Annotated in this window: 21 protein-coding genes; 8 read left to right on the plus strand and 13 right to left on the minus strand. The window is 57.8% G+C overall.

Going from position 1 to position 26,101, the window contains the following annotated elements:
* Nucleotides 1-32 precede the first annotated feature (32 nt).
* The 3 genes from acnA to WDB70_RS12215 all read right to left on the minus strand — a co-directional run bounded on the left by acnA (nucleotide 33) and on the right by WDB70_RS12215 (nucleotide 5,237).
* Nucleotides 33-2,675, minus strand: a complete 2,643-nt coding sequence (acnA, locus tag WDB70_RS12205; protein ID WP_406668086.1) for an aconitate hydratase AcnA — start codon at nucleotides 2,673-2,675, stop codon at nucleotides 33-35.
* Nucleotides 2,676-2,889: 214 nt separating this feature from the next.
* Nucleotides 2,890-3,843 carry a cytochrome d ubiquinol oxidase subunit II gene (gene cydB, locus WDB70_RS12210; protein ID WP_406664719.1) on the minus strand — a complete coding sequence of 318 codons (954 nt, stop codon included), beginning with the start codon at nucleotides 3,841-3,843 and terminating at the stop codon, nucleotides 2,890-2,892.
* Nucleotides 3,843-5,237, minus strand: coding sequence for a cytochrome ubiquinol oxidase subunit I (locus WDB70_RS12215; protein WP_406664721.1), 1,395 nt, complete (start codon nucleotides 5,235-5,237; stop codon nucleotides 3,843-3,845). Before WDB70_RS12215 ends, cydB begins: the two co-directional genes overlap by 1 nt.
* A 254-nt stretch (nucleotides 5,238-5,491) precedes the next feature.
* Here WDB70_RS12215 and WDB70_RS12220 point away from each other — a divergent pair, with 254 nt between their 5' ends.
* Genes WDB70_RS12220 through WDB70_RS12240 form a run of 5 tightly spaced genes read left to right on the plus strand, consistent with a single transcriptional unit; the run spans nucleotide 5,492 to nucleotide 11,708 of the window.
* The gene (locus tag WDB70_RS12220) at nucleotides 5,492-7,243 is read left to right on the plus strand and encodes an ATP-binding protein (RefSeq protein WP_406664723.1); all 1,752 of its coding nucleotides are present in this window, start codon (nucleotides 5,492-5,494) and stop codon (nucleotides 7,241-7,243) included.
* Nucleotides 7,240-8,595 (plus strand): sigma-54-dependent transcriptional regulator, encoded by a 1,356-nt coding sequence (locus WDB70_RS12225; RefSeq protein WP_406664725.1) that lies wholly within the window; start codon nucleotides 7,240-7,242, stop codon nucleotides 8,593-8,595. The genes WDB70_RS12220 and WDB70_RS12225 overlap by 4 nt, the downstream gene beginning before the upstream one ends.
* A 56-nt stretch (nucleotides 8,596-8,651) precedes the next feature.
* Nucleotides 8,652-9,092, plus strand: a complete 441-nt coding sequence (locus WDB70_RS12230) for a MarR family winged helix-turn-helix transcriptional regulator (RefSeq protein ID WP_406664727.1) — start codon at nucleotides 8,652-8,654, stop codon at nucleotides 9,090-9,092.
* Nucleotides 9,089-10,159, plus strand: a complete 1,071-nt coding sequence (locus WDB70_RS12235; protein ID WP_406664729.1) for an HlyD family secretion protein — start codon at nucleotides 9,089-9,091, stop codon at nucleotides 10,157-10,159. The genes WDB70_RS12230 and WDB70_RS12235 overlap by 4 nt, the downstream gene beginning before the upstream one ends.
* On the plus strand, nucleotides 10,146-11,708 hold the full coding sequence (locus WDB70_RS12240; RefSeq protein ID WP_406664731.1) for a DHA2 family efflux MFS transporter permease subunit: 1,563 nt from the start codon (nucleotides 10,146-10,148) through the stop codon (nucleotides 11,706-11,708). Before WDB70_RS12235 ends, WDB70_RS12240 begins: the two co-directional genes overlap by 14 nt.
* Before the next feature lie 35 nt (nucleotides 11,709-11,743).
* On the opposite strand, the gene WDB70_RS12245 is transcribed toward WDB70_RS12240, so the two are convergent.
* On the minus strand, nucleotides 11,744-13,468 hold the full coding sequence (locus tag WDB70_RS12245; RefSeq protein ID WP_406664733.1) for a DEAD/DEAH box helicase: 1,725 nt from the start codon (nucleotides 13,466-13,468) through the stop codon (nucleotides 11,744-11,746).
* Between the two features lie 127 nt (nucleotides 13,469-13,595).
* Between WDB70_RS12245 and WDB70_RS12250 the strand changes: the two genes are divergently transcribed.
* Entirely contained in the window at nucleotides 13,596-14,000 is a 405-nt protein-coding gene (locus tag WDB70_RS12250; protein ID WP_406664735.1) for an NINE protein, read from the plus strand.
* A gap of 24 nt (nucleotides 14,001-14,024) precedes the next feature.
* On the opposite strand, the gene speD is transcribed toward WDB70_RS12250, so the two are convergent.
* Both speD and WDB70_RS12260 read right to left on the minus strand, forming a co-directional pair.
* On the minus strand, nucleotides 14,025-14,834 hold the full coding sequence (gene speD / locus WDB70_RS12255; RefSeq protein WP_406664737.1) for an adenosylmethionine decarboxylase: 810 nt from the start codon (nucleotides 14,832-14,834) through the stop codon (nucleotides 14,025-14,027).
* Between the two features lie 179 nt (nucleotides 14,835-15,013).
* Nucleotides 15,014-15,421, minus strand: coding sequence for an OsmC family protein (locus WDB70_RS12260; protein WP_406664739.1), 408 nt, complete (start codon nucleotides 15,419-15,421; stop codon nucleotides 15,014-15,016).
* A gap of 156 nt (nucleotides 15,422-15,577) precedes the next feature.
* On the opposite strand from WDB70_RS12260, the gene crp reads away from it, so the two are divergent.
* Entirely contained in the window at nucleotides 15,578-16,207 is a 630-nt protein-coding gene (gene crp, locus WDB70_RS12265; RefSeq protein WP_406668088.1) for a cAMP-activated global transcriptional regulator CRP, read from the plus strand.
* Here the strand turns inward: crp and WDB70_RS12270 are convergent.
* From WDB70_RS12270 to WDB70_RS12285, 4 genes are read right to left on the minus strand one after another with little or no spacing between them, the layout of a single operon-like run.
* Entirely contained in the window at nucleotides 16,192-18,072 is a 1,881-nt protein-coding gene (locus tag WDB70_RS12270; RefSeq protein ID WP_406664741.1) for a GNAT family N-acetyltransferase, read from the minus strand. The genes crp and WDB70_RS12270 overlap by 16 nt on opposite strands.
* Nucleotides 18,069-20,003 (minus strand): DUF3488 and DUF4129 domain-containing transglutaminase family protein, encoded by a 1,935-nt coding sequence (locus tag WDB70_RS12275; protein WP_406664743.1) that lies wholly within the window; start codon nucleotides 20,001-20,003, stop codon nucleotides 18,069-18,071. The genes WDB70_RS12270 and WDB70_RS12275 overlap by 4 nt, the downstream gene beginning before the upstream one ends.
* Entirely contained in the window at nucleotides 20,000-20,923 is a 924-nt protein-coding gene (locus tag WDB70_RS12280) for a DUF58 domain-containing protein (protein WP_406664745.1), read from the minus strand. The genes WDB70_RS12275 and WDB70_RS12280 overlap by 4 nt, the downstream gene beginning before the upstream one ends.
* Nucleotides 20,920-21,825: an AAA family ATPase gene (locus tag WDB70_RS12285; RefSeq protein WP_406664747.1), complete on the minus strand. Its 906-nt coding sequence runs from the start codon at nucleotides 21,823-21,825 to the stop codon at nucleotides 20,920-20,922. Before WDB70_RS12285 ends, WDB70_RS12280 begins: the two co-directional genes overlap by 4 nt.
* Nucleotides 21,826-21,939: 114 nt before the next feature.
* Between WDB70_RS12285 and WDB70_RS12290 the strand changes: the two genes are divergently transcribed.
* Nucleotides 21,940-22,680, plus strand: coding sequence for a substrate-binding periplasmic protein (locus tag WDB70_RS12290; protein ID WP_406664749.1), 741 nt, complete (start codon nucleotides 21,940-21,942; stop codon nucleotides 22,678-22,680).
* 51 nt (nucleotides 22,681-22,731) lie between these two features.
* Here WDB70_RS12290 and WDB70_RS12295 read toward each other — a convergent pair whose 3' ends face one another.
* Genes WDB70_RS12295 through astA form a run of 3 tightly spaced genes read right to left on the minus strand, consistent with a single transcriptional unit; the run spans nucleotide 22,732 to nucleotide 26,088 of the window.
* Nucleotides 22,732-23,544: a DUF1338 domain-containing protein gene (locus WDB70_RS12295; protein ID WP_406664751.1), complete on the minus strand. Its 813-nt coding sequence runs from the start codon at nucleotides 23,542-23,544 to the stop codon at nucleotides 22,732-22,734.
* Nucleotides 23,545-23,598: 54 nt separating this feature from the next.
* Entirely contained in the window at nucleotides 23,599-25,059 is a 1,461-nt protein-coding gene (astD, locus tag WDB70_RS12300; RefSeq protein ID WP_406664753.1) for a succinylglutamate-semialdehyde dehydrogenase, read from the minus strand.
* A 3-nt stretch (nucleotides 25,060-25,062) separates the two neighbouring features.
* Entirely contained in the window at nucleotides 25,063-26,088 is a 1,026-nt protein-coding gene (gene astA, locus WDB70_RS12305) for an arginine N-succinyltransferase (protein WP_406664755.1), read from the minus strand.
* Nucleotides 26,089-26,101 lie beyond the last annotated feature (13 nt).

Consider the following 26,101-nt stretch of genomic DNA (forward strand, 5'->3'; position numbering starts at 1 on the left):
GAAACAAGCCCCGCCGCAGCGGGGCTTGTTGCTCAGTTGGCGATCATCGCTCGCAACACATGATGCAAGATGCCACCGCTTTTCAGGTAAGCCAGCTCATTGCCGGTATCCACCCGAGCCAGTACTTCCTGCTCAGTGGTTTCACCGTTCGCCCGCGTAATGCGCAGTGTCAGTTTGGCATGGGGTTTCAATGACGCCAGCCCCAACAGGCTGATGGTTTCATCACCGGTGATAGCCAAGCTGTCTTTACTGACCCCTTGTGGCAGTTGTACCGGTAACACGCCCATACCGATCAGGTTAGAACGGTGGATGCGCTCGAAGCTTTCTGCCACAACGGCACTGACCCCAAGCAGACGGGTCCCCTTGGCAGCCCAGTCACGGCTGGAGCCGGTACCGTATTCTTTACCGGCGATCACCACCAGTGGCGTTTGCTCAGTCTGATAGCGCATCGCCGCATCGTAGATAGACATCTGCTCACCGGACGGTACATGGCGGGTGTAACCACCTTCCACCCCGTCAAGCATCTGGTTCTTGATACGGATGTTGGCAAAGGTACCGCGCATCATCACTTCATGGTTACCGCGCCGTGATCCGTAGGAGTTAAAGTCCTTCGGAGCCACGCCGTGTTCCTGCAGGTACTGGCCTGCTGGGCTGTCCGCTTTGATATTGCCAGCCGGCGAAATGTGGTCCGTGGTAATGGAGTCACCAAACAGCGCCAGAATATGGGCCCCTTCAATGTCTTCTAGCGGCTTGAGCGGCTTGTTGATTTCGTCAAAGAAAGGCGGATGCTGCACATAGGTGGAGTCACTGTTCCAGTGATAGGTTTTACCCTCTGCCACCTTGATTGCTCGCCAGTCGTCATCACCTTTAAAGACTTCCCCATATTCCTTGTGGAACATGCCCTCGTCGACCAGTTTTACAACCTGCTGCACTTCTTCACTGCTTGGCCAAATGTCTTTGAGGTAGACCGGGTTCCCTGCCATGTCTTCGCCCAGCGGCTCCTTATGCAGGTCAATGCGGGTAGTTCCCGCCAGCGCATAGGCAACCACCAGCGGCGGTGACGCTAGCCAGTTGGCTTTAACCAGCGGATGGACACGGCCTTCAAAGTTACGGTTACCGGACAGCACCGAACTGACCGTCAAGTCACCCTCTTCAATGGCTTTACCGATAGCATCAGGCAAGGGGCCGGAGTTACCGATACAAGTAGTACACCCGTAGCCAACCAAGTTAAAGCCGAGGTTATCGAGCGGTTCTTGCAGACCAGCTTTAGCCAGGTAATCGGTAACCACTTTCGAGCCGGGCGCCAGTGAGGATTTGACCCAGGGCTTACGCTTGAGCCCTTTTTCCACGGCCTTTTTCGCTACCAGGCCAGCGGCCATCATGACGCTGGGGTTGGAAGTATTGGTACAACTGGTGATGGCGGCAATGACCACATCACCATGACACAGCTGAAACCCTTCACCCTGCACCGGCACTCGCTGCTCTTTATCGGCACCGCTAAGGTCGAGCAGTTCATCAATGGCTTTACCCAACGCCGGCATGGCCACCCGATCCTGTGGCCGTTTTGGCCCCGCCAGACTGGCGACCACATCGCCCAGATCCAGCTCCAGGGTATCGGTGTAGATTGGCTCTGGGGCGGCGGAATCACGCCAGAAGCCGTTTTCACGGGCGTAGCTTTCCGCCAGTTTAATGGTGTGTTCGTCGCGGCCCGACAAACGCATGTAACGCAGGGTTTCCCCGTCAATGGGGAAGAAGCCACAGGTGGCACCATATTCCGGTGCCATATTGGCAATAGTGGCGCGATCCGCCAGCGGCAGATCGTCCAGGCCGGGGCCGTAAAACTCAACAAACTTACCAACCACGCCCTTTTGTCGCAGCATCTGCGTAACCGTCAGCACCAGGTCAGTGGCGGTCATCCCTTCCTTGAGCTTGCCGGTCAGGCGAAAACCGATAACTTCCGGGATCAGCATGGAAATCGGCTGGCCCAGCATGGCCGCTTCCGCTTCAATGCCGCCCACACCCCAGCCCAGCACGCCCAGGCCATTGATCATGGTGGTATGGGAGTCAGTGCCAACCAAGGTATCCGGGTAAGCCAGACCGTCCTGGCTCCACACCCCTTTACCCAAATATTCAAGGTTGACCTGGTGGCAAATCCCGGTGCCCGGTGGCACCACCCGGAAGTTATCAAAAGCCTGCTGACCCCAACGCAGGAACTGGTAACGCTCGGCGTTACGTTCCATCTCAATACGTACGTTTTCAGCAAAGGCTTCAGGACTGGCAAATTTGTCCACCATCACCGAGTGGTCTATCACCAGATCCACCGCCGACAGCGGGTTAATACGTTGCGGATCGCCACCAGCCTTAGCCATGGCATCACGCATCGCCGCCAGATCAACGACCGCCGGTACACCGGTGAAATCCTGCATCAATACCCGTGCCGGGCGATACTGAATTTCGCGATCAGAGCGCTTGGCTTTTAGCCAGTCCACCAGCGCGTGAATATCTTCTTTACTGACCGTATCGTTGTCTTCAAAGCGCAGCAGGTTTTCCAGCAGCACTTTTAAGGAGAAAGGTAATCGGGAAATGTCGCCTAATTCAGAGACGGCATCGAGGCTGTAGTAGTGATAGTGCTTACCATCCACGTCCAGACGTTTGCGGGCATGGAAGCTATCCAATGAGGATTCGGGGGTACTCACAACATGGCTCCTTGACGCTTTTTTATCCTCTTTTCATGCTAGCACTTCCTGAACAATGAAAAAACCGGGCATATGCCCGGTCGTTCATCGAATATTCCGAATCAGTGCAGTAGCCAGCGTAAGCCAAACGCCACCACGCTGAGGGTTGCCAGGCCACCCAAATACAGCCCGGCAAACCATAATGCCTTTTTCATCAGTAGCCCTCCTCAAAATCATCCACCTTGCCGCGAAAGACCCGATAACCCCAGAGGGTGTAGCCGAGGATCACCGGTACAAAAATCAGTACCCCCGGTAGCATGAAGGTCAGACTCTGAGTCGGGGCCGCCGCCTCAAAGAGGTTCAGACGCCCCGGCACCAGCTGCGGGAACAGCCCCACCACCAAGCCTGCAAACCCCATTACGAACAAGCCGATGGTACAGAAGAACGGCAATACGTCAGAACGTTTCAGACCCTGCCAAAGCACAACAGCGATCGCGGCAGTCAGCAGCGGGATCGGCCACAGCCAGCCGATATTGGCGAGCCAACGTTGCTCTACCGACGGCACTGCCAGCAGGTTCCAGACACTTACCGCAGCCATCGCTACCATAACCGCCAATAACAACGGTTTACTGACAGCGCGGGCGCGGGCCTGCAGCTCACCACTGGTTTTGACCACCAAATAAGTGGCGCCCAGCAGGGCATAACCGGCCATCACGGCAAAAGCGGTGAGCACACTGAAGGGGGTCAGCAAATGCTCACCACCGCTTTGCACCAGGCTGCCCAGCATCAGCCCCTGACTGAACGCCGCTACCGACGAGCCCAGGCCAAACGCCAGATCCCACCAGCGCCTGGAGCTGTGCGCTTTAAAGCGGTATTCAAAAGCAATACCCCGGAAAATCAGCGCCACCAGCATCAGGATGATGGGCAGATAGAGGGTGGGCAGTAAGGTGGCGTAGGCAGCCGGGAAGGCCCCCATCAGGATCACGCCGCCAAACACCAGCCAGGTTTCGTTCCCGTCCCAGACATGGGATACCGAGCGCATCATCATGTCACGGTCAGCCTGTGCTGGCAGTACCGGAAATAAAATTCCCAGGCCCAAATCGAAGCCATCAAGTACCACGTACATCAGGATGGCAAAGCCCAGCAACAGGAAATAAAACAGTTCCATCAGAAGCCCTCCCGCTTGAGTTCACGCACCCAGTTAATGGCGTAGCCCGGGGCCTGCATACCCACCAGTTGCTCCTCCAGCTTACTCATGTCCGGTGGCCCTTTGCGCACCAACTTGCGATAAAAGTGCAAGAAGGCCCACAGCACCACCGCATAGGTCAGCACGAACAGCGTTAATGACAACATCACTTTCTCTGCCGGCAGCGGCGACACCACTTGCTCTGTACGCACCAAGCCATACACCAGCCAGGGTTGACGGCCGATTTCCACGACCCACCAGCCAGCGACGGTAGCTACCAGCCCGGCGGGGGTCATCCAGGTCAGTAGCCTTAGCAAGCGACGATCTTCCCAGAGCTTGCCACCACGCCGACGCCAGTTCGCCCACAGTGCAACAAAAATCATCAACACACCGAGCCCCACCATCACCCGGAAGCTGAAAAATACCGGTTTTACTGGTGGTCGCTCATCGGCAGGCACGGATTTCAGGCCGTGCAATTCACCGTCGAGGCTGTGGGTCAGGATGATGGACGCCAGGTACGGCACCTTCACCTCATAGTGATTGGTCTCAGCTTTTTCATCAGGCCAGGCAAACAAGCGCAACCCGGCGCTTTTTTCCGTTTTTGGCCATATGCCTTCCATCGCCGCCAATTTCATCGGCTGATGCTCTTTGACCTCCAGACCATGCTCATCACCCACCCAGGCTTGCAGCGGCGTGAGGAACAGTAAGATCCACAGCGCCATGGACAGCCCCTTCTTGGCGAACGCCTGAGCCCGGCCTTTGAGCAGATACCAGGCACTGATCCCGGCCACCACAAAGCTGGCGGTAATGAACGACGCCAGCAGCATGTGCGCCAGGCGATATGGGAACGATGGGTTAAAAATCACCTTAAACCAGTCCACCGGAACGTACTGGCCGTTCACAAAGGCATAGCCTGCCGGGGTTTGCATCCAGCTATTGGCTGCCAGGATCCAAAACGCCGACAGCACGGTGCCGATGGCCACAATCACGGTGGCGGCAAAGTGTAAACGCTCACCGACCCGCTGCCAGCCAAACAGCATGACGCCAAGAAAGCCCGCTTCCAAAAAGAACGCGGTTAACACTTCGTAGGTCATCAGCGGCCCCAATACCGGGCCAACAATGTGTGAGAACTCGCTGAAATTAGTACCAAATTCGTACGACAACACGATACCGGTAACCACCCCGGAGCCAAAGGTAATGGCAAAGGGTTTGATCCAGAACTTGGCCAGCTGCAAATAAAGAGGATTACGGGTCTTCAGCCAGAGTCCTTCCCAGGTCGCGATCAAAATGGCCAGGCCAATGGTCATGGTCGGGAACAGGATATGAAAGCTGACCGTCAGGGCGAACTGGATCCGTGACAGTAATGCAACATCCATGGCTTACCTCCGCAGGAATCGGGAGATCACCCAAGGGGTGCCTGCCAGCGCAACACAGCTGAGCACAAACAACGCATCAAGTAAAAACGGGGACATCGTGATTAACTCCTTGCAAAAAACGGCATGCAATAACGTGCCAACTCTTCGCAAGGGGCGTGCCAATCGCGCCAAGCCTTGATTTACGTCAATTTGTAGCAGTATGCTTGCGCGCACTCGTCAACCTTGTTGACAGAAAAACCAAAGAGGTGTCAACGGTGTTTACACATGATTGGGTACTGGCCTTTGATGTGGCCATGCTCATTACCCTGGTCAGTGGCCTGGTTACAGCACTATGGTTGTGGCGGCAGGTAGACCTGCGGCCGCTGGCCGGTTTTGTCGCGATGATGGGGTTGTGGTGCCTTGGCCATTTGCTGTCACCTTATCTGCCCGCTCTGGCGTTGCTATTTCTGTTAGCCAACCCATTGATGCCAAATAGTTTTTTGCACTTTGCTCTGGGCTTTGTAGAAATCAGCCAGCACCGCCGACGACAGTTGCTGCTGGCCACTTACAGCTTGTCAGCACTGGTTGTTGTGGTGAGCCTCTTTGGTGGCGCCCAGATCACGCCCTGGCTGGATTTTCCCGGCTTTATTCATCTGAAGGCATTGGGCTGGCTGAACCTGGGCTGGACGGTCACCCTGGGGATCGGCGCCCACCTGGTTTTGCTGCGAGCCTTGGGGCAGCAGCAGGGGAATGTCCGGCGCTCCATTTTGGCGATGTTTCTAGCCGGCGCCTGGGGGCTGGGGCTGGCCTCGAGCTTTGTCTTCCCATCACTGGGGATTGCCCTGTTTCCCTACACCATGCTGGCGTTACCCAGTTATGTATTGGCGCTGGTCTATGCGGTTTTGCGTTATCGCATGCTGGAAGTGAATGCCTGGGCCAGCCGGGCGCTGTTATGGCTGGCACTGGCACTGGTCTCCGGTGTGTTATCGGCGCTGATTTCCGCCATGGGGCTGACGACCAACGGTTGGCTGCTATGGGGCTATTCACTGCTGATCCTGGCGGCCAGTGCCTTACTGTACCCGCTGCTTAATACCTGGGTACGGCGCTTGGTGTACCCAGGCGTAAAACTGGATGAGCAGCGCCTCAGCCAATGGCGCGAAGCATTACGCCAACCCCGTGACTGGCAGGCTCTGACCGAAACTGCCAGCCAGTTACTGGCGCGGGAGCTGCGGGTACCACTGCCTATCAGCGAATACGACCAGAGCGGCCCCCACCTGCAGTTACGCCGTGCAGACCAAGGCTGGCAGGCGATGTTGGCCCACGGTGAGGAACTACTGCCAGGCCAGCGCCTGCAAGTTGAGGTATTTGCATCATTACTCGGCAGTGCCTGCGACAACCTGGAACGCACCCTGGCCCTGGCTGAAGAAGAGAAGCGCCGCCTCGCTGAACAGCACCTGGTGGAACTCGGAGCACTGTCCGCAGCGATGGCCCATGAACTGCGTAATCCACTCAATATCATTGCCATGGCCAGCGCCCGCAGTGAAGACAAGCAGCGTCAGCACATTCAGGAACAACTCAAACGGGCAGATCGGTTAATTCAGGATCTGCTCACCTACGGCTCGCCGCTGGCGGTGGAAAAACAATGGCTACAACTGCTGGGACTGGTGCAAAGCCTGCCCCAAGCGCAACAGATTGAACTGGATATCGACCCGGCATTGCAGCTACACGCCGATCCACACCGGCTGACGCAGGTACTGGTCAACCTGCTGGATAATGCCCATGCCTTCGCCCACCAACGCATTCGCCTGGAAGCCAAAGGGCAATGGCTGCGCATTCACAACGATGGCCCACCGCTACCGGCTGAACTGCGCCAGCGGCTATTTCGCCCTTTTGTTAGCAAACGGCCGGGCGGTTCGGGGCTGGGCCTGGCCATTGTCCAGCGCATCATGCAGGCCCATGGTGGCCAAGCCCGGTTACGGGACGACTCGGGCTGGCCGGTGACCTTTGAACTGGAGTTTCCCCAATGAGCGGACGCATATTACTGGTGGACGATGAGGTCGCCTTTTGTGAGCTGGCCAGTCACTGGCTGGAAGAAGACGGTTATCAGGTAGAAAGTGCTCACAATCTGGCCCAGGCCCAACAGGCCCTGCGCCATTTTGACGCCGATTTGATCCTCTTGGATCTGGCGCTGCCGCCGGCGATGGCGCCCCAGCAAACCCTTGATGCGTTACCCAGCCTCGGTGATCGGCCGGTAATCATTCTAACCGGCCATGCCGAGCGGCAACTGGCGCTGGAGGCCATGGCCAAAGGCGCTTGGGATTTTCTCGCCAAACCCATCGACCCGGACATGTTGGCGGTGGTGATCCGCCGCGCTTTGACCAAGCAAAACCTGACCCGGGAACTCAGCCGGCTCAAAAACACCGAACAGCCTCAGGCCCTGGATGCACTGGTGGGCCAGAGCCAGCCGCTGCAGAACCTCAAGGCTCTGGTGCAGCGCATAGCTCCCACAGATGTAGCCGTACTGGTCACCGGCCCCTCCGGCACCGGCAAAGAAGTGGTGAGCCGGGCACTGCATCAGCTGTCTCGGCGCGCCGACAACGCCTTTGTCTCGGTACATTGCGGAGCAATTCCGGCGGAGTTGCTGGAAAGCGAGTTGTTTGGCTACAAGAAAGGCGCCTTTACCGGCGCCGATCGGGATCGCCCCGGGCTGCTGGCTATGGCCGATGGCGGCACACTGTTTCTTGATGAAATCGGCGACATGCCATTGTCAATGCAGGTCAAGCTCCTGCGGGTGCTACAGGAAGGCACTTTCTACCCGGTTGGTGGCCGTGAACAACAGCACATCGACGTGCGGGTGATTTCCGCCACCAATGCCGACTTGCCAGCCCGGGTTGCAGAGGGGCGTTTTCGCGAAGATCTCTACTACCGTATCAAAGGCGTCAACCTGCAAACACCGGCACTGGCCGAGCGCCCCGATGATCTGCCACTGTTGTGCGAGGCCCTGCTGGCGGCCTGGAACCAGCGCAATGGCCGCCAGCTACGGTTGTCACCGCCGGCCCGGCAGTGGTTTTTAAGCCGCCGCTGGCCCGGCAATGTACGGGAACTGAAAAACACTCTGGAGTCGGTTGCGGCAATCACCCAGGGGGCGCAGATCACCCCCGATGATATCGCTTTGCTGTACCCTGACGCCGGCCCGGTAGCCACCGCCAGTAGCACTGACCAAGGTAGCCTGGAAGAGCAGGTGCGGGCGCTGGAAATTCGCCTGTTGCGACAAAGCCTGAGCCAGCATCAGGGCAACCGCTCCGCGGCCGCCCGGCAACTGGGGCTGTCACGCCAGGGGCTCTTGAAAAAACTGGAACGCTATCAGCTGGATCTTTGAGTCCAGGTGCACAAAACTATATAATTGACTTATCATCTAATTAAAGGTCATACCCTATGCATCAACGACATCATCAGCTTGGTGCCCTGATCGCCCAAACCGGCCGTCAGTGGCGCCAGACACTGGATAAACAGCTTCAGCCCTTTGGCCTTACCCAGGCCACTTGGTTGCCATTGTGGCACCTGGCTCAGGCTGACGAACCACTGCGGCAAAAGGATTTGGCGGCCTTACTGGCTGTCGACGGCTCGGCAGTGGTACGGATCCTCGATACCCTGGAAAAACAGCAGCTCATTGAACGCCGTGAAGGCACCGACCGCCGCGCCAAGACCCTGCACCTGACGGACAAAGGGGAGCAAGTCACCCAGAAGCTGACCGAAGTGGTTCAGGCATTGCGGCAAAAAGTGCTGGCACCGCTGGATGAACAGGAAATGGATACCACCATCAATGTACTGCAAACGGTACTGGCGTCACTGGAAGCCGAGGCGGCACAAGAATGACCCGTAAGCACTACCTGCTGATGACCGTCATCGTGTTGATGCTGGCCGTCGCCGGCTGGTGGGGTTATGCCCGCCATGGCCAGTTGCATACCAGCGATGCCCGTATTGAAGGTCAGATGATCAGCGTGGCCAGCCGCCTTAGTGGCTGGCTAACCGACTTGCCCGTCACCGAAGGTGACCACATTAACAAAGGCCAGCCGCTGGCCCAGGTCGACGACCGCGCCAACAAGTTGCAGCTCAGCAGTGTCGAGGCACAGGTGAATGCCGCCGCCGCCAAGCTCGAACAACTGCGCGCGCAAAAATCCCTGAGCGACGCCCGTAACAGCGCGGCGTTACAGGCTGCCCAAGCTACCTTGTCGGCTGCCCAGGCGGCACTGGACAGTAGCCAACATCAGGCAACCCTGGCCCAGGCTGAGTTCCAGCGCATCAATAAACTGCGCAAAAAGGGTCTATCCAATCAGCAAGACTGGGACATGCGCCACAGTGCACTACTGGAAAGCAAAGACACACTGGCGCAGCGCCAGGCCCAACTTAAGGCCGCCGAAGCACAACTTAGCGGTGCTCGCGCCCAACTGGCCCAGAGCCGTGTGCTGACCCAGCAAATACTGGTTCAGCAACAGCAGCAACAGCAATTGGCCGCCCAAGCCGCTGAATTGAAGCAGGATCTGACTGACCGTCAGCTACGCTCTCCGGTGACCGGGGTTGTCGACAAAACCCTGACCGAGGCCGGTAATTATGTACAGGCCGGGCAATGGCTGATGCTGGTGCATGATCCAAGCAAAATTTGGGTAGAGGCCAATATCAAGGAAACCGCCATTGCCAAGGTAAAAGTAGGCCAGCCGGTGACCATCAGTGTCGATGCTTACCCCAACCAGGTATTTCACGGCAAAGTGATCCGGGTGGGTAATGCTGCCACCAATCAATTTGCCATGCTGCCCAGCCCCAACCCGTCAGGTAATTTCACCAAAATTACCCAGCGGGTACCGGTACGTATTGCCTTTGACAATCTTGACTCACGGCTCAAGCCGGGGCTGATGGTGGAAATAACCATTCATGTCGGTTCTTAACCACTACGGCGAACGCTTCGGCCCCAATTACCGCTGGCTGGCCACCGGCACCCTGATGCTCGGCACCATTGCCACCACTGCAACCGCAACGGTGATCAACGTGGCGCTGACCGACATCATGGGCGCCTTTGGCATGAGCAGTAATGAGATCCAGTGGCTGTCGACCGGCTTTCTGGCAGCCATGACGGCCACCATGTTGCTGACCGCCTGGGCCTTGGATCACCTGGGTTACCGGGCAACCTTTGGTGGCGCCATGGTGCTGTTCATCGTTGGCTCGGTACTGGGGGCTGCCAGCACCAGTGGTGCCATGGTGATTGCCGCCCGGGTAATTCAAGGCGCCGCTTCGGGGATCATCCAGCCTTTTGCCATGGTGGTCATGAGCCAGGTGTTCCCGGTGGAACAGCGAGGCCGAGCCATGGGGATCTACGGCGTTGGCATTGTCTTGGCCCCGGCACTGGGGCCAACCGTCGGCGGCATCATGGTCGATCAATACAGCTGGCGTGATGTGTTTCTGATCGCCGTCCCCTTCTGTGTAGTCGGCTTTATGGCCAGCCAGGTCTTGTTGCCGGGCCGGCAGCCTCGCAGTCAGCACAGCGTTCACAAGGTATCCTTTGATGGCCTCGGTTTTGTGCTGCTGTGCATTGCCCTGCTAAGCCTGCTCACCGGCCTATCCAACGGCCAGCGTGACGGCTGGGCTTCCAGCTTTATCCTCGCCTACTTTGCCACCGCCATACTCAGCACCGCAGCTTTTATTACCTGGGAACTGCGCGCCCGTAACCCGCTGCTGCAACTGCGGGTGTTCGGTGTTGGCCGTTTCAGTGCCGCTTGTGTGGTGGCCTTTGCCCTGGGCGCCGGAATATATGGCTCAACCTACATCATTCCGCTGTTTTTACAGACGGTGCAGGGCTACACCCCAACCCGCTCCGGTTTATTGCTGATGCCGGCCGGGTTAATTCTGGCGCTGGTGTTTCCCGTGGCCGGGCAGTTATCTGACAAGGTGCCATCACAATGGCCGGTGATGGCCGGGCTCAGCATTTTTGGCCTGTCCTGCTGGCTCAGCCGCGGTGTTGACGTGGATACCGCCTTTTGGCAAATGGCCTTTTGGGTAATGCTTGGCCGTATAGGCCTGGGGCTGATGCTGCCAGCCCTAAACGCCGGTGGCCTGCGCACCCTGCCTGGCGAGTACCTGGCACAAGGTGCTGGATCGCTGAACTTCATTCGCCAGCTAGGTGGTGCCTTTGGCGTAAACCTGCTGTCCGTGTTGATTGACCGGCGCACCGTCATGCACGCCGAGGCCCTGACGCAAACCCTGAGTCCCGCTAACCCGGCGTTTAGCGAAGCCATTCGCCGCCTGTCACTGCTGCTGAGCCAGTGGGGTAATCCGTTTGGTGCGCCCTTCCCGATGAACGTAAACCCGGCAGCCATGAGCTACATGGAAGCAGTGGTACTGCCCAAAGCCCAGCTGTTGGCCTATCAGGACGGCTTTTATGTGGTCGCTATAGTGTTCTTTTTAGCGGTGATCCCGGCCTGGCTGATGCGTAGCCGCTGAGTCATAAAAAAACCCCGCCGTGGCGGGGTTTTTCATCAGGCCGATTCAGGCCGCAACTTCATTGGCCGCGAGCAAATAAATACCCGCTGAAATTGCTGTTCGATATCCCGTGGCATGCCTTCTGGCAACATCACCACGCTGTGCTCATCGTGAATTTTGATCTGGCCGATGTAGCGAGAGTTGATCTTCGCTTCGTTAGCAATGGCGCCAACGATGTGACGCGGGGTTGCACCATGGCTACGGCCCACATCCAGGCGATATGCCACCATATCGACATTAGGGCGATCACGACGAGGTTTGCGCTCGCCACGGTCGTTACCGCGATCAGCGCGCTCAGAACCACGATCAGGGCGCTCTGCACGACGCTCGCCGGAACGGTCATTACGCTCGAAGCGGCGTTCACCACCACGTTCACTGCGTTCGCGGCGTGGGCGATCACCACGGGGAGAAGGCATTTTCGGATCGTTGCCGACACTCAGCGGCTGGTGATTTTCCAGCAACATCAGTAAGCGGGCGGCCAGTTCCTCACTGCTCAGCGACAGCGACTCAGCCAGTTTGCCTACCAGTGCCAGACGCTTGGCACCATCGGTTTCGCTCAGGTTGCTTTCCAGGCGCGCCAGACGACGCTCAAACAGCGCCTGGCTGTCAGGCAAAGTCATGGTATCGACTTTTTGACGAGTAACCTTTTCAATGCGGCTCAGCAAACCCTGCTCGCGCGGAGTGTACAGCAATACCGCTACACCGCTGCGGCCAGCACGGCCAGTGCGGCCAATGCGGTGTACGTAAGCGTCGGGCTCACGGGGAATATCGTAGTTGACCACCAGGCCAAGGCGCTCAACGTCCAAACCACGGGCTGCCACGTCGGTTGCAACCACAATATCCAGTTTACCGGCTTTTAACGCTTCAACGGCGGCTTCACGTTCTTTTTGGCCCAAATCCCCGTTCATGGCAGTGGCTTTGAAGCCATTGCTGTTGAGGTGTTCAGCCAGGCTCAAAGTCGCGTCTTTGGTGCGCACGAAAATAATGGCAGCATCAAACTCTTCCGCTTCCAATACCCGGGTCAGCACTGCTGGTTTGTTTTCTTCAAACACCATCAGGCCTTTTTGGGTGATGCGATCAACGGTCTGTGCCGGCGCTGACACCCGCACTTCTTCGTAGTCGTTCATGAACTTGGCAACAAGGTTGCGGATCATCGGCGGCAGCGTCGCAGAGAACAGCGCCGTCTGACGCTCGGTGGGCGTATCGGCCAAGATACGTTCGACGTCATCAATAAAGCCCATGCGCAACATTTCATCGGCCTCGTCCAGCACAACGGCTTGTACGGTGTCGAGGGTCAGGCTGCCACGGTCGAGGTGGTCGATCAGCCGTCCCGGTGTCGCCACCACAACCTGGGCGCCACGGCGCAGAGCGCCTTTTTGCGGGCCAAACGGCGCACCGCCGTACAATGACACCACTTTCAGGCCATTGAGGTGACGACCAAAGTCTTCCAGAGCACTGGCTACCTGCTGGGCCAGTTCACGGGTCGGTGCCAGCACCAGCAGCTGTACTTCTGGAGAGGCCACATCAATAGATGCCAGCAGCGGCAGACCAAAGGCCGCCGTTTTGCCGGTACCGGTCTGAGCGATGCCCAGAACGTCCCGGCCCTCGCTCAGCAGCGGAATGCATTTGGCCTGAATGGGTGATGGGGTGACAAAACCCAGATCATCCAGTGCGCGCATCAGCGGTTGGGACAGGGAAAGTTCGGCAAAAGTTACTGACATGGTGTCTCTCAATGAGGCAGAAAGGGCGCGCATTATACGGGTATTTTTTGTTCAATGCGCGATCTTTTTCGTGATTTCCCACCGTGAAACAGGCAGGCTTTATGAAAAGGTAAAAAAGAGGTTTTTCATGCAACCTGCTGATACACATTCCAAACTCTTTGGTTACTTGCTGTGGATATTCGGTTTTACCGGCTCTCATCGTTTTTACTACGGCAAACCGGTGACCGGTACTTTATGGTTTTTCACCCTGGGCTTGCTGGGCATCGGCTGGCTGATTGACCTGTTTCTCATCCCCGGCATGGACCGCGAAGCCGACTTGCGTTTTCAGGCCGGCCCCTACAATTACAACATTGCCTGGATTTTCCTGACCTTCCTTGGCATTTTCGGTATTCACCGCTTCTATCAGGGCAAGATCTTTACCGGGCTTTTGTACCTGGTCACAGTAGGATTATGCGGCCTCGGGGTGCTGTACGATTTCTGGACGCTGAATGACCAGCTGTCGATCAAGAACACACAGCTAAGCCGCTCATAAAAAACGGGGCCGAAGCCCCGTTTTTTATTTCACATCCGGAATGTTCCGGCCATAGTAAATTTCCTGCATCTCCTGCCACAGCTTGGCAGTAATGCTTTCGACCTCGCGACCGGTCAGGTCGTCTTTCTTCACGCCGAACAGATAATGGTCCAGATCGTACTCTTTGAGCATCATCTTGGTGTGGAAGATGTTCTCCTGGTACATGTTCACATCCACCATCTGATACATCTGCTTGGTGTCATCAGACAGGAAGTTTTGGATGGAATTGATCTCGTGGTCAATGTAGTGCTTGGTACCACGTACATCACGGGTAAAACCCCGGACCCGATAATCGACGGTCACGATGTCTGATTCCAGAGCGTGGATCAGGTAGTTCAGCGCCTTCAGCGGTGAAATAACTCCGCAGGTTGACACTTCAATATCAGCACGGAAGGTACAAATACCGTCATCCGGGTGTACTTCCGGATAGGTATGCACACAAATGTGGGATTTGTTCAGGTGCGCCACCACCGAGTCTGACGGGATCGGACCCGGCTTCTCGGAGTTATCCACCTTCACGGAATCTTTCAGCGGCTCCTCGGACACCAGAATCGTCACCGACGCCCCCTGCGGGTCGTAATCCTGACGGGCTACATTGAGAATGTTGGCGCCGATAATGTCACAGACTTCGGTCAGAATGTCGGTCAGACGATCTGCATTGTACTGTTCGTCGATGTACTCGATGTATTCCCGACGCTGCTGCTCAGTTTTGGCATAGCAAATGTCATAGAGACAGAAACTGAGGCTTTTGGTCAGGTTATTAAAGCCGTGCAGCTTGAGCTTGGACGATTCCACTTATGGGTTTCCTCACCTTCCCGGCCGATAACGGCCTGTTTGAACACCTGTCTTGTCACCATCACGACAAGACCAGACAAGAACCGTCACTCCATAGCAACGGCATATTGGACTGTATATCAAGGCACTACAGGTAAGCGCCTTGATATACGGTCCTGACAGCAACGGCTGCCATGTGTTCAATCCAGCTCGACGATGCGGTACTGGTGAGCAATCGTGGCCGCTTTGTCCAGCATCTGGGAGACTGAGCAGTACTTGTCCATGGACAGGCTAATGGCTCGTTCCACATGCTTGGCTTGCACCTGACGGCCGGTCACCACAAAGGTCAGGGTGATGTGGGTAAAAATACGCGGGTGCTCATCAGCACGCTCGGCACTGATTTCCACCTCTACAGACCGCACATCTTGCCGCGCCTTTTGCAGAATCGAGACCACATCTACCGAGCTGCAGCCCCCTGCCGCCAACAGCAGCAGCTCCATTGGGCTGGCCCCGGTTCCAGGGTTATCACCGTCCATTACCAGGGTGTGACCACTGCCACTGGTACCGACAAAGCGGTTACCGTCCAGCCAGCTGACCTTCGCTTCCATGGGCCACTCCCTGATCAAGGTAAAAATAGGCGCCAACCTTACCACAAGGAGGTCTCATTTAAAGGATCATTTTGTGCTTGAAGCACCGACTTGACCCTGCCAAAGTGTGATACTGTCCAAAGTTCTCATGGGAAGAAGTGAGGCAACACCATGGCAATGCTAGGTCGGGTCCAAAGTGACCCCGTGATGGAACGGTTTCTCTCCCACTGTCAGATCAAGCAATACAAAGCGAAAACGCCACTGATTAATCAGGGCGACCAGGCTGATACGCTGTATTTTGTAGTGAAAGGCTCGGTGGTGGTACTGATCAAGGATGAAGACGGCAAGGAAATGATCCTGTCTTATCTGAATCAGGGTGATTTCTTTGGCGAGCTCGGCTTGTTTGAAGAAGAGCCGGTACGTACCGCCTGGATCCGCACCAAGAGCCAGTGTCAGATAGCGGAAATAAGCTACCAGCAGTTCCGTCAGTTCAGCCAGCAGGACCCGGATATTCTGATGCGGGTTGCCAGCCAGATGGCCCGGCGCATCCGCCAGACCAGCCGTAAAGTCGGCGACCTGGCCTTTTTGGATGTGGCCGGCCGTATAGCCCAGACACTGCTGAACCTCGCCAAGCAGCCCGATGCCATGACTCACCCAGACGGCATGCAAATCAAAATTACCCGTCAGGAAATTGGCCAGATTGTCGGCTGCTCCCGTGAAACTGTCGGTCGGGTACTGAAAATGCTCGAAGAGCAGAACCTCATTCACGCCCGCGGTAAAACCATCGTCGTTTACGGCACCCGCTGAGCCACCAGCTGGCGCAACAGCGCCAGCCAGTGACGGCGCCCTCCGGTCAACGACGCCGGTGCCAACAGCCATTGCAATAGCAGTGCCGGGCAGTCACCCTCGGCTGCCCACCCCCAGGCCAAACGCCACAGCGCCAGCCGTAAGGTTTCCGGCGCTCTGTTGCCATGGGCAAACGCGTACAAGTCTTGCCGGTCCTGCGCCGTCAAAGGCGCGGCTTCAGCACCGCGATACAGAGCATTGACTAACGACCAGGGCAATGGCTGCTGCCAGGGCAGCACGTCATAAAAGCGCTGCTGCGCCGCTGTTACTAACGCTTGCCCTTGTTTGCTTTGGCCGCGCGCCATCATCACCGATAAGAGCCCGGAGGCACTGTCAGGGCGCTGTCCCAAGCGCACCGGCCGCCAGCCGGCCCAATACCAAAAACCCAGCAAGGCCGGATCGGCAGCAAAACTGACCGTCAGCAGATCTTGCTGCTGAGCCTGCTGTGCCAGCGCGGCCAGCAAGCGGCTACCGAGCCCCTGCCCGGGCTCGCTAACCGCAATACGCATGACCCGTAAGCCATGCAACTGCGGCGCCTGCACCAACCCCTGATGGGCCGCCAGAGCCGCCAGTACCAGATGCCCTTTCGGGCGCCGCTGGCCCAGCGCGATGGCCTGACTGTTGGCGGCACTGAGGCCGCCTTCGGCTACCAGTGCCAAGACCCCACAAACCTGCCCAGCGCGGCTGGCTACCGCAAAACTGACCTTCGGGTCGCTTAGCCAGTGCTGAATATCGGCAGGCGAGGTCTGGTAGTGAGCACTGACCAGCAACCCCATAACCTGCTGTAGCCACTGTGGCCGGGCCACCAGCTGACTGGCATCCAGCCAATGCAATTGCTCTTGGCCCTTGGCTGGCGCGGGCGCATCGCTATCGAGCAGCAGCAGGCGGTTTACCAGGGCTTCGACTGGGCAGCCGGCCGCCCAGCGCACCGGTGTCTGCAAATGATATTGCCGGGTACCTGTAAAACGTTTTTTCAGGCGCGGTAAAAAGCGCAGGGCAAAACCGCGCCCTGAACCTTCATAGCCATGCAAAGTTGTAGCAAAAATCAGCCGTCGATAATGGTCGGCCATGGCATCAAGCATAAAGGTCGGGAGCGCTGCCGCTTCGTCAACCAGTAACAGCGCGGCGGTCGGTTGCTCAGCCAACAGCACATCGGGGGCCACAAAACGCAATTGCTGACCGTTGCACTCCAGCCCCTCTGCGGTTTCCCGCGCTTCCTTTAGGTGGGCGGCCGCAAACTGAAATAACGGCGCCAAGGCCGCTTTGTCTGGTGCCGTCACCAGCACCGGGCCGCGGCCAGCGGCCAAAGCATCAGCAGCCAGTACGCCCAATAGCGCTGTTTTACCACGGCCACGATCAGCACTGAGCACCAGCGGCCGGCCTCGATGGCCAGTGAACACTTTTCGGCCAAGCGCCCGCGCCTGTTGCTGACACTCTGTTAGTGCCGTCAACGGAGCATTCTCGGGGCCGGCACTTTGCCGATAATCAGTTAACTGCTGGGCCAGCCAGCGCCCTAACGGGTGGCGTTCGGCCAGCTCTGCCAAGGGCGGAGTAATAAGCACCAGCAAGCCGCCCCCGCGCAGGCAGCCACTGAGTGCACCAAAGGCGTTGAGATCAATCTGCTGGCGCCAGTCCACCACCAGCAGATCGCATTCCTGCCCCAGCCGTGCCAGCGCCTGACGCGGCGTCAAGTGCCCTGGCCCTAGCCATAATGGCAGCTGGGCCTGTTGCCACAACGCCATTGCCTGCTGCTCATCGGTTTGCCACAGCAAACGCCGTTGCCAGCTGGCCGCGGCCTGCTGCCAGAGAAGTTGTGGGTCGGTCATGTTTTCTTCCGTGGCAAAGCGCGCACCTGCCGTTTTAATACTGCCAATAACGCCGGGTCGGCATCACCATAGCGAAGACGTTGATAAAGTTCTGTCAGGGCCTGCCAGGGCATCGCCAGCTCCGGCCAGCGTGCTGCAACCCGCTGCGCAAAATCGGCCGGGCTTTCGCCATGATGGCGCGCCAGAGGCAGCTTGCGGCAGGCCCGTAAGTACCAGCGTGTCACCGCTGCCAAGGGGACTCGCTGGCGGCGGCCACTAAGCCAGTGCAGTAACGTCAGCACCAGTACCAGCAGGGCGGTAAAGGCTCCAGTGGCCACCAGTGCGTTACGGGTGCCCAGCCAGGCCTGCAACAACGTCGAACGGCTGTGACTGTCATACTGAACGACCCAGCGCTGCCAGCGGTAATCCAGCAGCGCCACCTGATAACGTAGCCACCGCAGCGGCTGGCTTTGCTGCATTTGCCATAGCCAGCCGGCGCCAGCGGCAAATCGGGGCTGCTGCGCCAGCTCCTCAAAACCCTCGCTGACCCGCTCCGGTGCTACTTGGCTGGTAGGGTCAAAACGCACCCAGCCTTTACCGGGCAGCCAGGCTTCCACCCAAGCATGGGCATCGTACTGATAGAGCGCGTAAAAATCCCCTTCCGGCAGGTATTTTCCGCCCTGATAACCGGCCACCACGCGAGCCGGAATACCACTGGCACGTAATAAAAACGCCAGTGCCGACGCATAATGGCCGCAAAAGCCGGTTCGGGTTCCGAACAAAAAGGCATCAATAGCATTGGCACCTAAAGGCGGCGGCGTCAGGCTGTAATGGTACTGGCCATCAGCAAACAACCGGTTTAATGCCGCCGCCCGCTGCGCCGGCGCAGCATACTGGCGCTGGTAACGGCGCGCCAGCGCCCGCGCCTGAGGATTACCTGTAGCTGGCAGGCGCAGATTCAGTGCCACCACTGCGGCAGGCTCTGATGAGCTGGTGATGGTCGCAGGCAAACGCAGGGTAAATTGCCGGCGTTCGCTTAGCGGCCGTAACGCCACTATCCGCCCATCACTGGTAACCCCCATGCCAGGGCCGGCCGGCTCTGAACCACGCAGCACCGGCAGCCATTGCCGGCCCGTACTGGCCATATAGAGTTGCCACGACTGACCTGGTTGTTCGTTGTGCTCAGTTCGTCGCGGCCGCTGTTGGCGAAAGTTGGCCTGATGCCAGGCGCGGCCATCAAAGACTTCCAACGTCAGTGCTCGCCAATACAGGCTGGCGGCGGCCGGGTGCCAGGGCAGCGTGGCCCGAAAGGCCAGTTCGGTCGAGCGGGACAACTGGGCAATATCGCCTGGATTGAGAGTATCTGACAGCCCGGTGGTGGCACTACTGGCATTGGGCATTTGCCACAACGGTGACAACCGGGGTAACAGTAAAAACAGCAATATAGTCAGCGGCAGACTCCACAGACAAACCCGCCCCAAGGTGGCTAAATGGCGGCGAACCGGCTGCCGGCTCAGCAGCGACAGCACCACAGCCAATTGCGCCAGTGCCGCCGCCAGCAAGTAGGGAAGCATCACCATGCCCTGCTCGAAGATCAGCGCGGTTGCCACCAGAATCAAACCAAACAGCACCAGAGCGTAGACATCCCTGGCACTGCGAACTTCCAGTAACTTGAGGCTGTAACCGAGCACCAGCATGGCCAGCATGCTGTGAAACAGCCCGCGCCCCGGGGCCGTGACCGCCACTATGACTAATGCCGCTACCGTTAATAGCAACCGCCAGTGCCGTTCCAGAGGGCGTGCGCGCCCCAGCAGTAAGGCACTGCTCCAGGCCAAGCAAAGCAGGTTAATCAGACGCACCGGCCAGAGCAGTTCCGGCCAATTGGGCAATACCGCCAGCAGCTGGGCGACGATAAGCCAAAGTAAGGTTTGCCTGGGTAGCAGGCCTTTCATGAAGCCCCCTGATAGAGCGCAATCGCCCGCAGGCAACGGTCACGGTGGGCCGTACCACTCGCCGGTTCCAGCGTTTGCTCGCCCAGTTGCAGGCCGTAACGCTCGCCACGGCTACTGGCATCCAGCACCTGCCAGCACACCCGCGCCAGCTGCTGTTCCAGGCCGCCCGGTATAGCTTGTAAGCGTAACCACTGACTGTCAGTCTCAATGGCACCAGCAAATTGCTTAGACCACATCCCCCGCCCTTGCGCGAGCTGTTTCCAGGCCACCTGCCGCAGTGACTCACCCGGCTGATACTGTTTGAGGCCTTGCCAGTCACTGTCCGGTTGCGCTAGCGCTGCGGGTTTGTCGGTCAACGCCATGCCATGGCGTGGCCAGGGTTCTGGAGCCGGATAAACCAGCACCTGCTGCGCCAGATCCGGATAAGACCAGGCGCGAAACAGCCCCAGTGGGAAACGGCTAGCCACCGTTAGCCGCCCGGGCTTATGCCAGCCCCGTGTTGTTACGGCGCCCGCCAGCACTTCCAGCCGCTGCACACCATCAACCGACAGCCGGCTCACCGGCCCTTGCCGATAAGCCAGCTCCAATATCTGATGTTGCTGTCCTTGCAGCTGCACCGGCAGCAACAAATCAGCCCCCGCCACCTGCTGCGCCGGGGCCAGCCGGGCCAGTTGTAAACCGGCAAGGTTGCGGTGAGTGAGGTACATGGTAGTGACAAAGACACTGCCAAGAAAAAAAGCCAACAGCAGGATCAGGTTGTTCTGATAGTTGGTACCCAGCAAAAAGATCACCAGCGTCGCCAACAGATACAGATAACCAAAGGCAGTTGGCAGAATATAAATATTGGCGTTGTTAAGCTGGCTATCAGCCCGTGGCGGCTGGCGCCGGGCCAAAAAGCGCTGCTGCCAGGCACGGATCATAAGCGTACTGGGTCCACGTGATTGAGGATCAGCTGCGCATAATGCCCCTGGCTGTGCTGACCCACCGGGCTCAGACGATGCTCGGCCACCGCCGTAAATACCGCCTGGATATCTTCCGGGAGTACAAATTCACGCCCAGTCAACACCGCCCAGGCCTTGGCTGCTGCTAAAATGGCCTGGCCGGCCCGCGGCGATAGCGGCCGAGGTACGTCGCTGAGTTGCCTTGATGCCGCCAACAGGGCCAACAGGTAATCCAGCAGATCGTCCGACACCCGAACGCGGTCTACTGCCTGCTGCAATCCGGCCAGCGTACTGGCATCAACCAACGCTGGTATATTCTGGTAGGCCACTGCCTTGCCCTGTAATAACTGCCGCTCCGCCCGGGCATCTGGGAACCCCAGGGTAATGCGCATGGCAAAACGGTCCAGTTGCGATTCCGGCAGAGGGTAGGTGCCGGCCTGATCCACCGGGTTTTGTGTGGCAATTACAAAAAACGGCTGTGGCAGGTGGTGACTATGGCCATCAACACTGACCTGCCCTTCTGCCATCGCTTCTAGCAAGGCACTTTGCGTTTTCGGGCTGGCGCGATTAATTTCATCGGCCAATAACACCTGGCTGAACAAGGGACCAGGCTGGAATTCAAACCGCCCCTGATCCTGGCGGAAAATAGACACGCCGATGAGGTCGGCTGGCAACATGTCCGAGGTAAACTGCACCCGCTGGTAGTCCAACCCCAGCACACAAGCCAAGGCATGAGACAGTGTTGTTTTACCGGTACCGGGTACATCTTCAATCAACAGATGGCCCCGTGACAGTAAACAACTCAGGGCCAGTCGCACCGCGTCATCCTTACCGAGGATCACATCATTGAGCTGTTTGATGATTTTGTTGGTCAAAGACACGCAGGCGACCTCGTTTGTCAGATTTAGGTGCATCATCGCTGCCAGATTGTCAGTACCATGGCAGACGGGCTTAGCCTAAGATTAAGCCATAGACTCGCTCTAAGGAGAAAGCAGATGAAAATGAAGTTGTTACCGCTGGTTCTGCTATTGGCTGCCGGGGCAACCCAAGCCGATGAAGTGCGTTTACGTGGCCCGGCCGGCTACCCTTTTAACGGCCAGCCTGGCACCGACCACCCCGGCTTTTTCGTCGAAGCAGCCCGAGCCATCTTCAAAAATCATGGCGACACCGTCAACTACAATGTCGTGCCCTGGGACGCCATGCTGCACGGTGCCGATACCGGCCTCTACGACTGCCTGCTGGGCCTTTACACCAATGAGGCACCAGAGCTTAACTTTACCAACGAACCCTGGACGGTCATGTCACCGCACTTGTTTGTGCGTAAAAGTGACCCACTGGTCTATGAAGATCTCAACAGCTTCCAGAGCCGCCGGGTCGGAGTGATCAACAACTCCCGCATGGCTGCCGCCCTGGCACCATTCAAGAAAATGAAGCCCCATAACCTCATTACTGTCCTGCCCAGCCAAGGTTTTGATGAGCTGGTGCGGCGGCTACGGATGGGGGAAATCGACGTTATTGCCGCGCCGCAACGGCAGATGCTGCACTACCTCAAAAGCCACCACCTGACCAAGGTGATCCGCGATGTCGGCAGCTTCACCAAACCGGTGCCGCTGTATGTCGCCTGCTCCAACAAGCGTACCGGCCCGAAATATGCCAAGTGGCTGGAAGAAGGCCGCCTGGATTTGATGCGTACCGGCCAGTGGCAGGCACTGAAGAAAAAATACGGCGTGGAATAAAAACGAAAAAGGCCGCTATTGCGGCCTTTTTTATCAGCTCAGGGCGCGTTTTCAGCCGCCCTTGGCGTTGGTGCTTTCAAAAATTTTGTCGGCACTGGCAGCCACAAAGCCGGTGTAAAGCTTACCGTCGGGCAGCGGGTAACGGCGGGCAAACTCGTAGAAACAGCTGGGAATGCTGAAGGTGCCATCGGTGAATTTAACGTCAGCTTTATCCGCCATGGTGGAAGACTGCTCCAAAAACACCTCGGCACTGCCTTTGATTTCCCCACCGACACTGTTCAGCACGAAACCGGCGTCTTGCAATGCCTGATTTACGGACTCCAGAGTTTCGAATTTTTCCAGGTGGTTGACCGACACCGTGAAGTGGTTGGCCCGATAGCCATAAGCGGCCATCCAGGCGGCGTACTCGCTTTCCGCCAGCAGTGCCTGGTAGTCCTCATGGCTGATTTGCCAGTGCGTACCGGAATAGAGGAAGTCATCGGCTGTCACCGCCGCGCTATCCACTTGCGCGACCATTTTTTCTACCAGGCTTTGCAGGGCCGGGCTGAACTGCTCTACCAGCAGCTCAGAGATAAAGACCTTCGGCTGCGTGGCATCAGGGTGTTCATAATGGCGAGCGTAGAGCTTTTTCGCCTCGAAGTGATACTCCCCTTTTTGCTCATAACCCAGCGCCAGAAAGTGGGCCGCCAGCTTCTCCAGGTTCACTTTCGCCAGATTGAAAGTGCGGAAGGCCACGTGGTCATTGATAATGTCGTCACCCTGCTCGGTACTGGCCAGCAGCGCATGTACCTTGGCGGCACTGGGCGTGACCTTCAGGTAGCTGTTCCAGAGCGCATTGAAGAGGGTATTAATGTCCTTGTGCATGGAAACCTCATTTATTTGCAAAGACGGCAGCCACCTGGCTGCCGTCTGTAAGGGTTACAGGCTCAGGCCGGGAGCCAGGCTGGCGGGCACTTTTAGCGTGTCCACTTCCACACTGGCCACCGGATAAGCGCAGTAATCAGCGGCGTAATAAGCGCTGGGACGGTGGTTACCGGAAGCACCGACGCCACCGAAAGGTGCGGCACTGGAGGCGCCTGTAGTTTGGCGGTTCCAGTTCACAATACCGGCGCGAATACGGCGGAAGAAGTACTCCCAGTCATCACGGCTGTCTGCCAGCAGGCCAGCGGATAACCCGTAGCGGGTGTTATTCGCAGCAGCAATCGCCTGATCAAAGTCGTCGTAGCGGATCAGCTGTACCAGCGGCCCGAAGTATTCTTCATCAGGCAGGTCGGTGATGTCTGTGACATCGATCAAACCCGGTGATACTCGGCCGGTACCTTTTTGCAGGTGTGCAAGCGCTACCAGCGCTTTGCCGCCCAGCGACAGCAGCCGTTCCTGTGCCGCCACCATACCTTGCGCGGCTTTTTCAGAGATCAGCGGCCCCATGAACGGTTGTTCTTCGTCAAACTGGCCGCCCACGCGCAGGTTCTGCACTGCTTGCGTCAGTGCCGCTACCAGCGCATCGCCGCGCTCACCGCGGGGGATAAACAAGCGCCGGGCACAGGTACAACGCTGGCCGGTGGAAATGTAGCCTGATTGCAGGATCTCATGCACAGCCGCCTGAATATCCGCCACATCACGGACGATAAGCGGGTTATTACCGCCCATTTCCAGCGCCAGGATTTTCTCCGGTTGGCCACCGAACTGTTGATGCAACAGATGGCCCGTGTTGGATGAGCCGGTAAAGAACAAACCATCAATACCAGGGTGGCTGGCCAGAGCCTTGCCGGTTTCCAGCTCGCCCTGTACCAGGTTGATTACCCCGGCGGGCAGGCCCGCTTCGAGCCACAGTTTGAGCATTGCTTCAGCGGTTTTCGGCGTCAGCTCGGAGGGTTTGAATACCACGGTATTACCGGCAATCAGGGCCGGAACGATATGACCGTTGGGCAGGTGGCCGGGAAAGTTATAGGGGCCAAACACCGCTACCACGCCATGCGGCTTATGACGGATAAAGGCACGGGCCCCTGGCAGTTCATTTTCCACATCACCGGTACGCTCGTGGTAAGCCTTGGTGGAAATAGCCACCTTACCCACCATGGCGCCGACTTCTGTTTTGGTTTCCCAAAATGGCTTGCCGGTTTCCTCGGCGATGGTGCGTGCCAGCGTTTCAGTGTTGGCCTTGACCAGCTCCGCAAAGCGGTTAGCCAATTCCAGCCGCTCTGCCAGCGGTTTATCAGCCCAGGCAACAGCTGCCGCCCGGGCAGCGCTGATAGCGGCATCTACCTGCGCCGGGCTGGCGCCCTGGCCCTGCCAGATGACGCTGCCGTCAGCAGGGTTTAATGATTGAAAGGACGGGCCTTCACCGGCCAGCCACTGGCCATTAATCAGTTGTGTCATGGCTTACTCCTTTTCAAAAGCAATAGCGCGCACCCAGTCGCCCGCCCGAACGCCCAGAGCGTCGGCCGTGGCCTGATCGATCACCAGATCGCCCTTTTTGTGCAGCGCCGGTGCCAGAGTGCAGCGAAATGCAGTCAGGTTGGTATTTGAGATCATGGTTTGCAGACCATCACTGGTATCACCAATCAATACCTGCAGGCGTTCGCTTTCACGGATCGCCTTGATTTGGTCAATATCGCATTCCACCGTTGGACCAGCATCAAAAACATCCACATAGCCACGCCAGCGGAACCCTTCAGCGGTCAGCAGTTTCAGGGCCGGGCGGGTCTTGTCATGGACTTTGCCAATCACATCCTGCGCGGCTTTGGGCAGCAGGCCGACATACACCGGGTGGCGCGGCATCAGCTCGGCGATAAAGGTTTTCTTGCCCAGCCCCGACAGGTAGTCGGCACGGGGAAAGTCCATATCGAAAAAGTGCTCCTGCAGCCAGTGCCAGAACGGCGACTCGCCGTCACTGTCACTGACCCCACGCATCTCGGCAATCACCACTTCGGCAAAACGGTCACGAAACTCAGCCAGGAACAAAAAGCGGCACTTGGAGAGTAAGCGGCCGTTATAGCCAAAACGGTGGCTTTCACTCAAAAACAAGGTGCACAGCTCTGAGACACCGGTGTAATCGTTACACAGTGTCAGGGTCTGGTGGGTCTTGTGAATACCCAGTGCCGGCGATGAATGCACCGCCTGACCCAGATGGTAATGCCAGAAGGCATCCGACTGGCCAACCCGGGCCTCCAGCGCGGTAGTTCCCACCACTTCGCCACTGTCGGTGTCTTCCAGTACCAGCAGATATCCCTGCTCACCGCTCTCGCAGTCCACATCAGATAATGCAAATGAGGCTTCAGAATGCGCAATTTTGGCCGCCAAACGTTCTTTGTTCACCGGCAGTGAGGTAAATCCGATACCGGATTCCTCAGCAATGCGCATCAGGGCGCCCAGATCCTGGCTGGTAATAGGGCGAACAACCAGCATAGATGGCTCCTTT

This window comes from Gallaecimonas aegicerasi (genome assembly GCF_045291545.1).
Classification (GTDB): domain Bacteria; phylum Pseudomonadota; class Gammaproteobacteria; order Enterobacterales; family Gallaecimonadaceae; genus Gallaecimonas.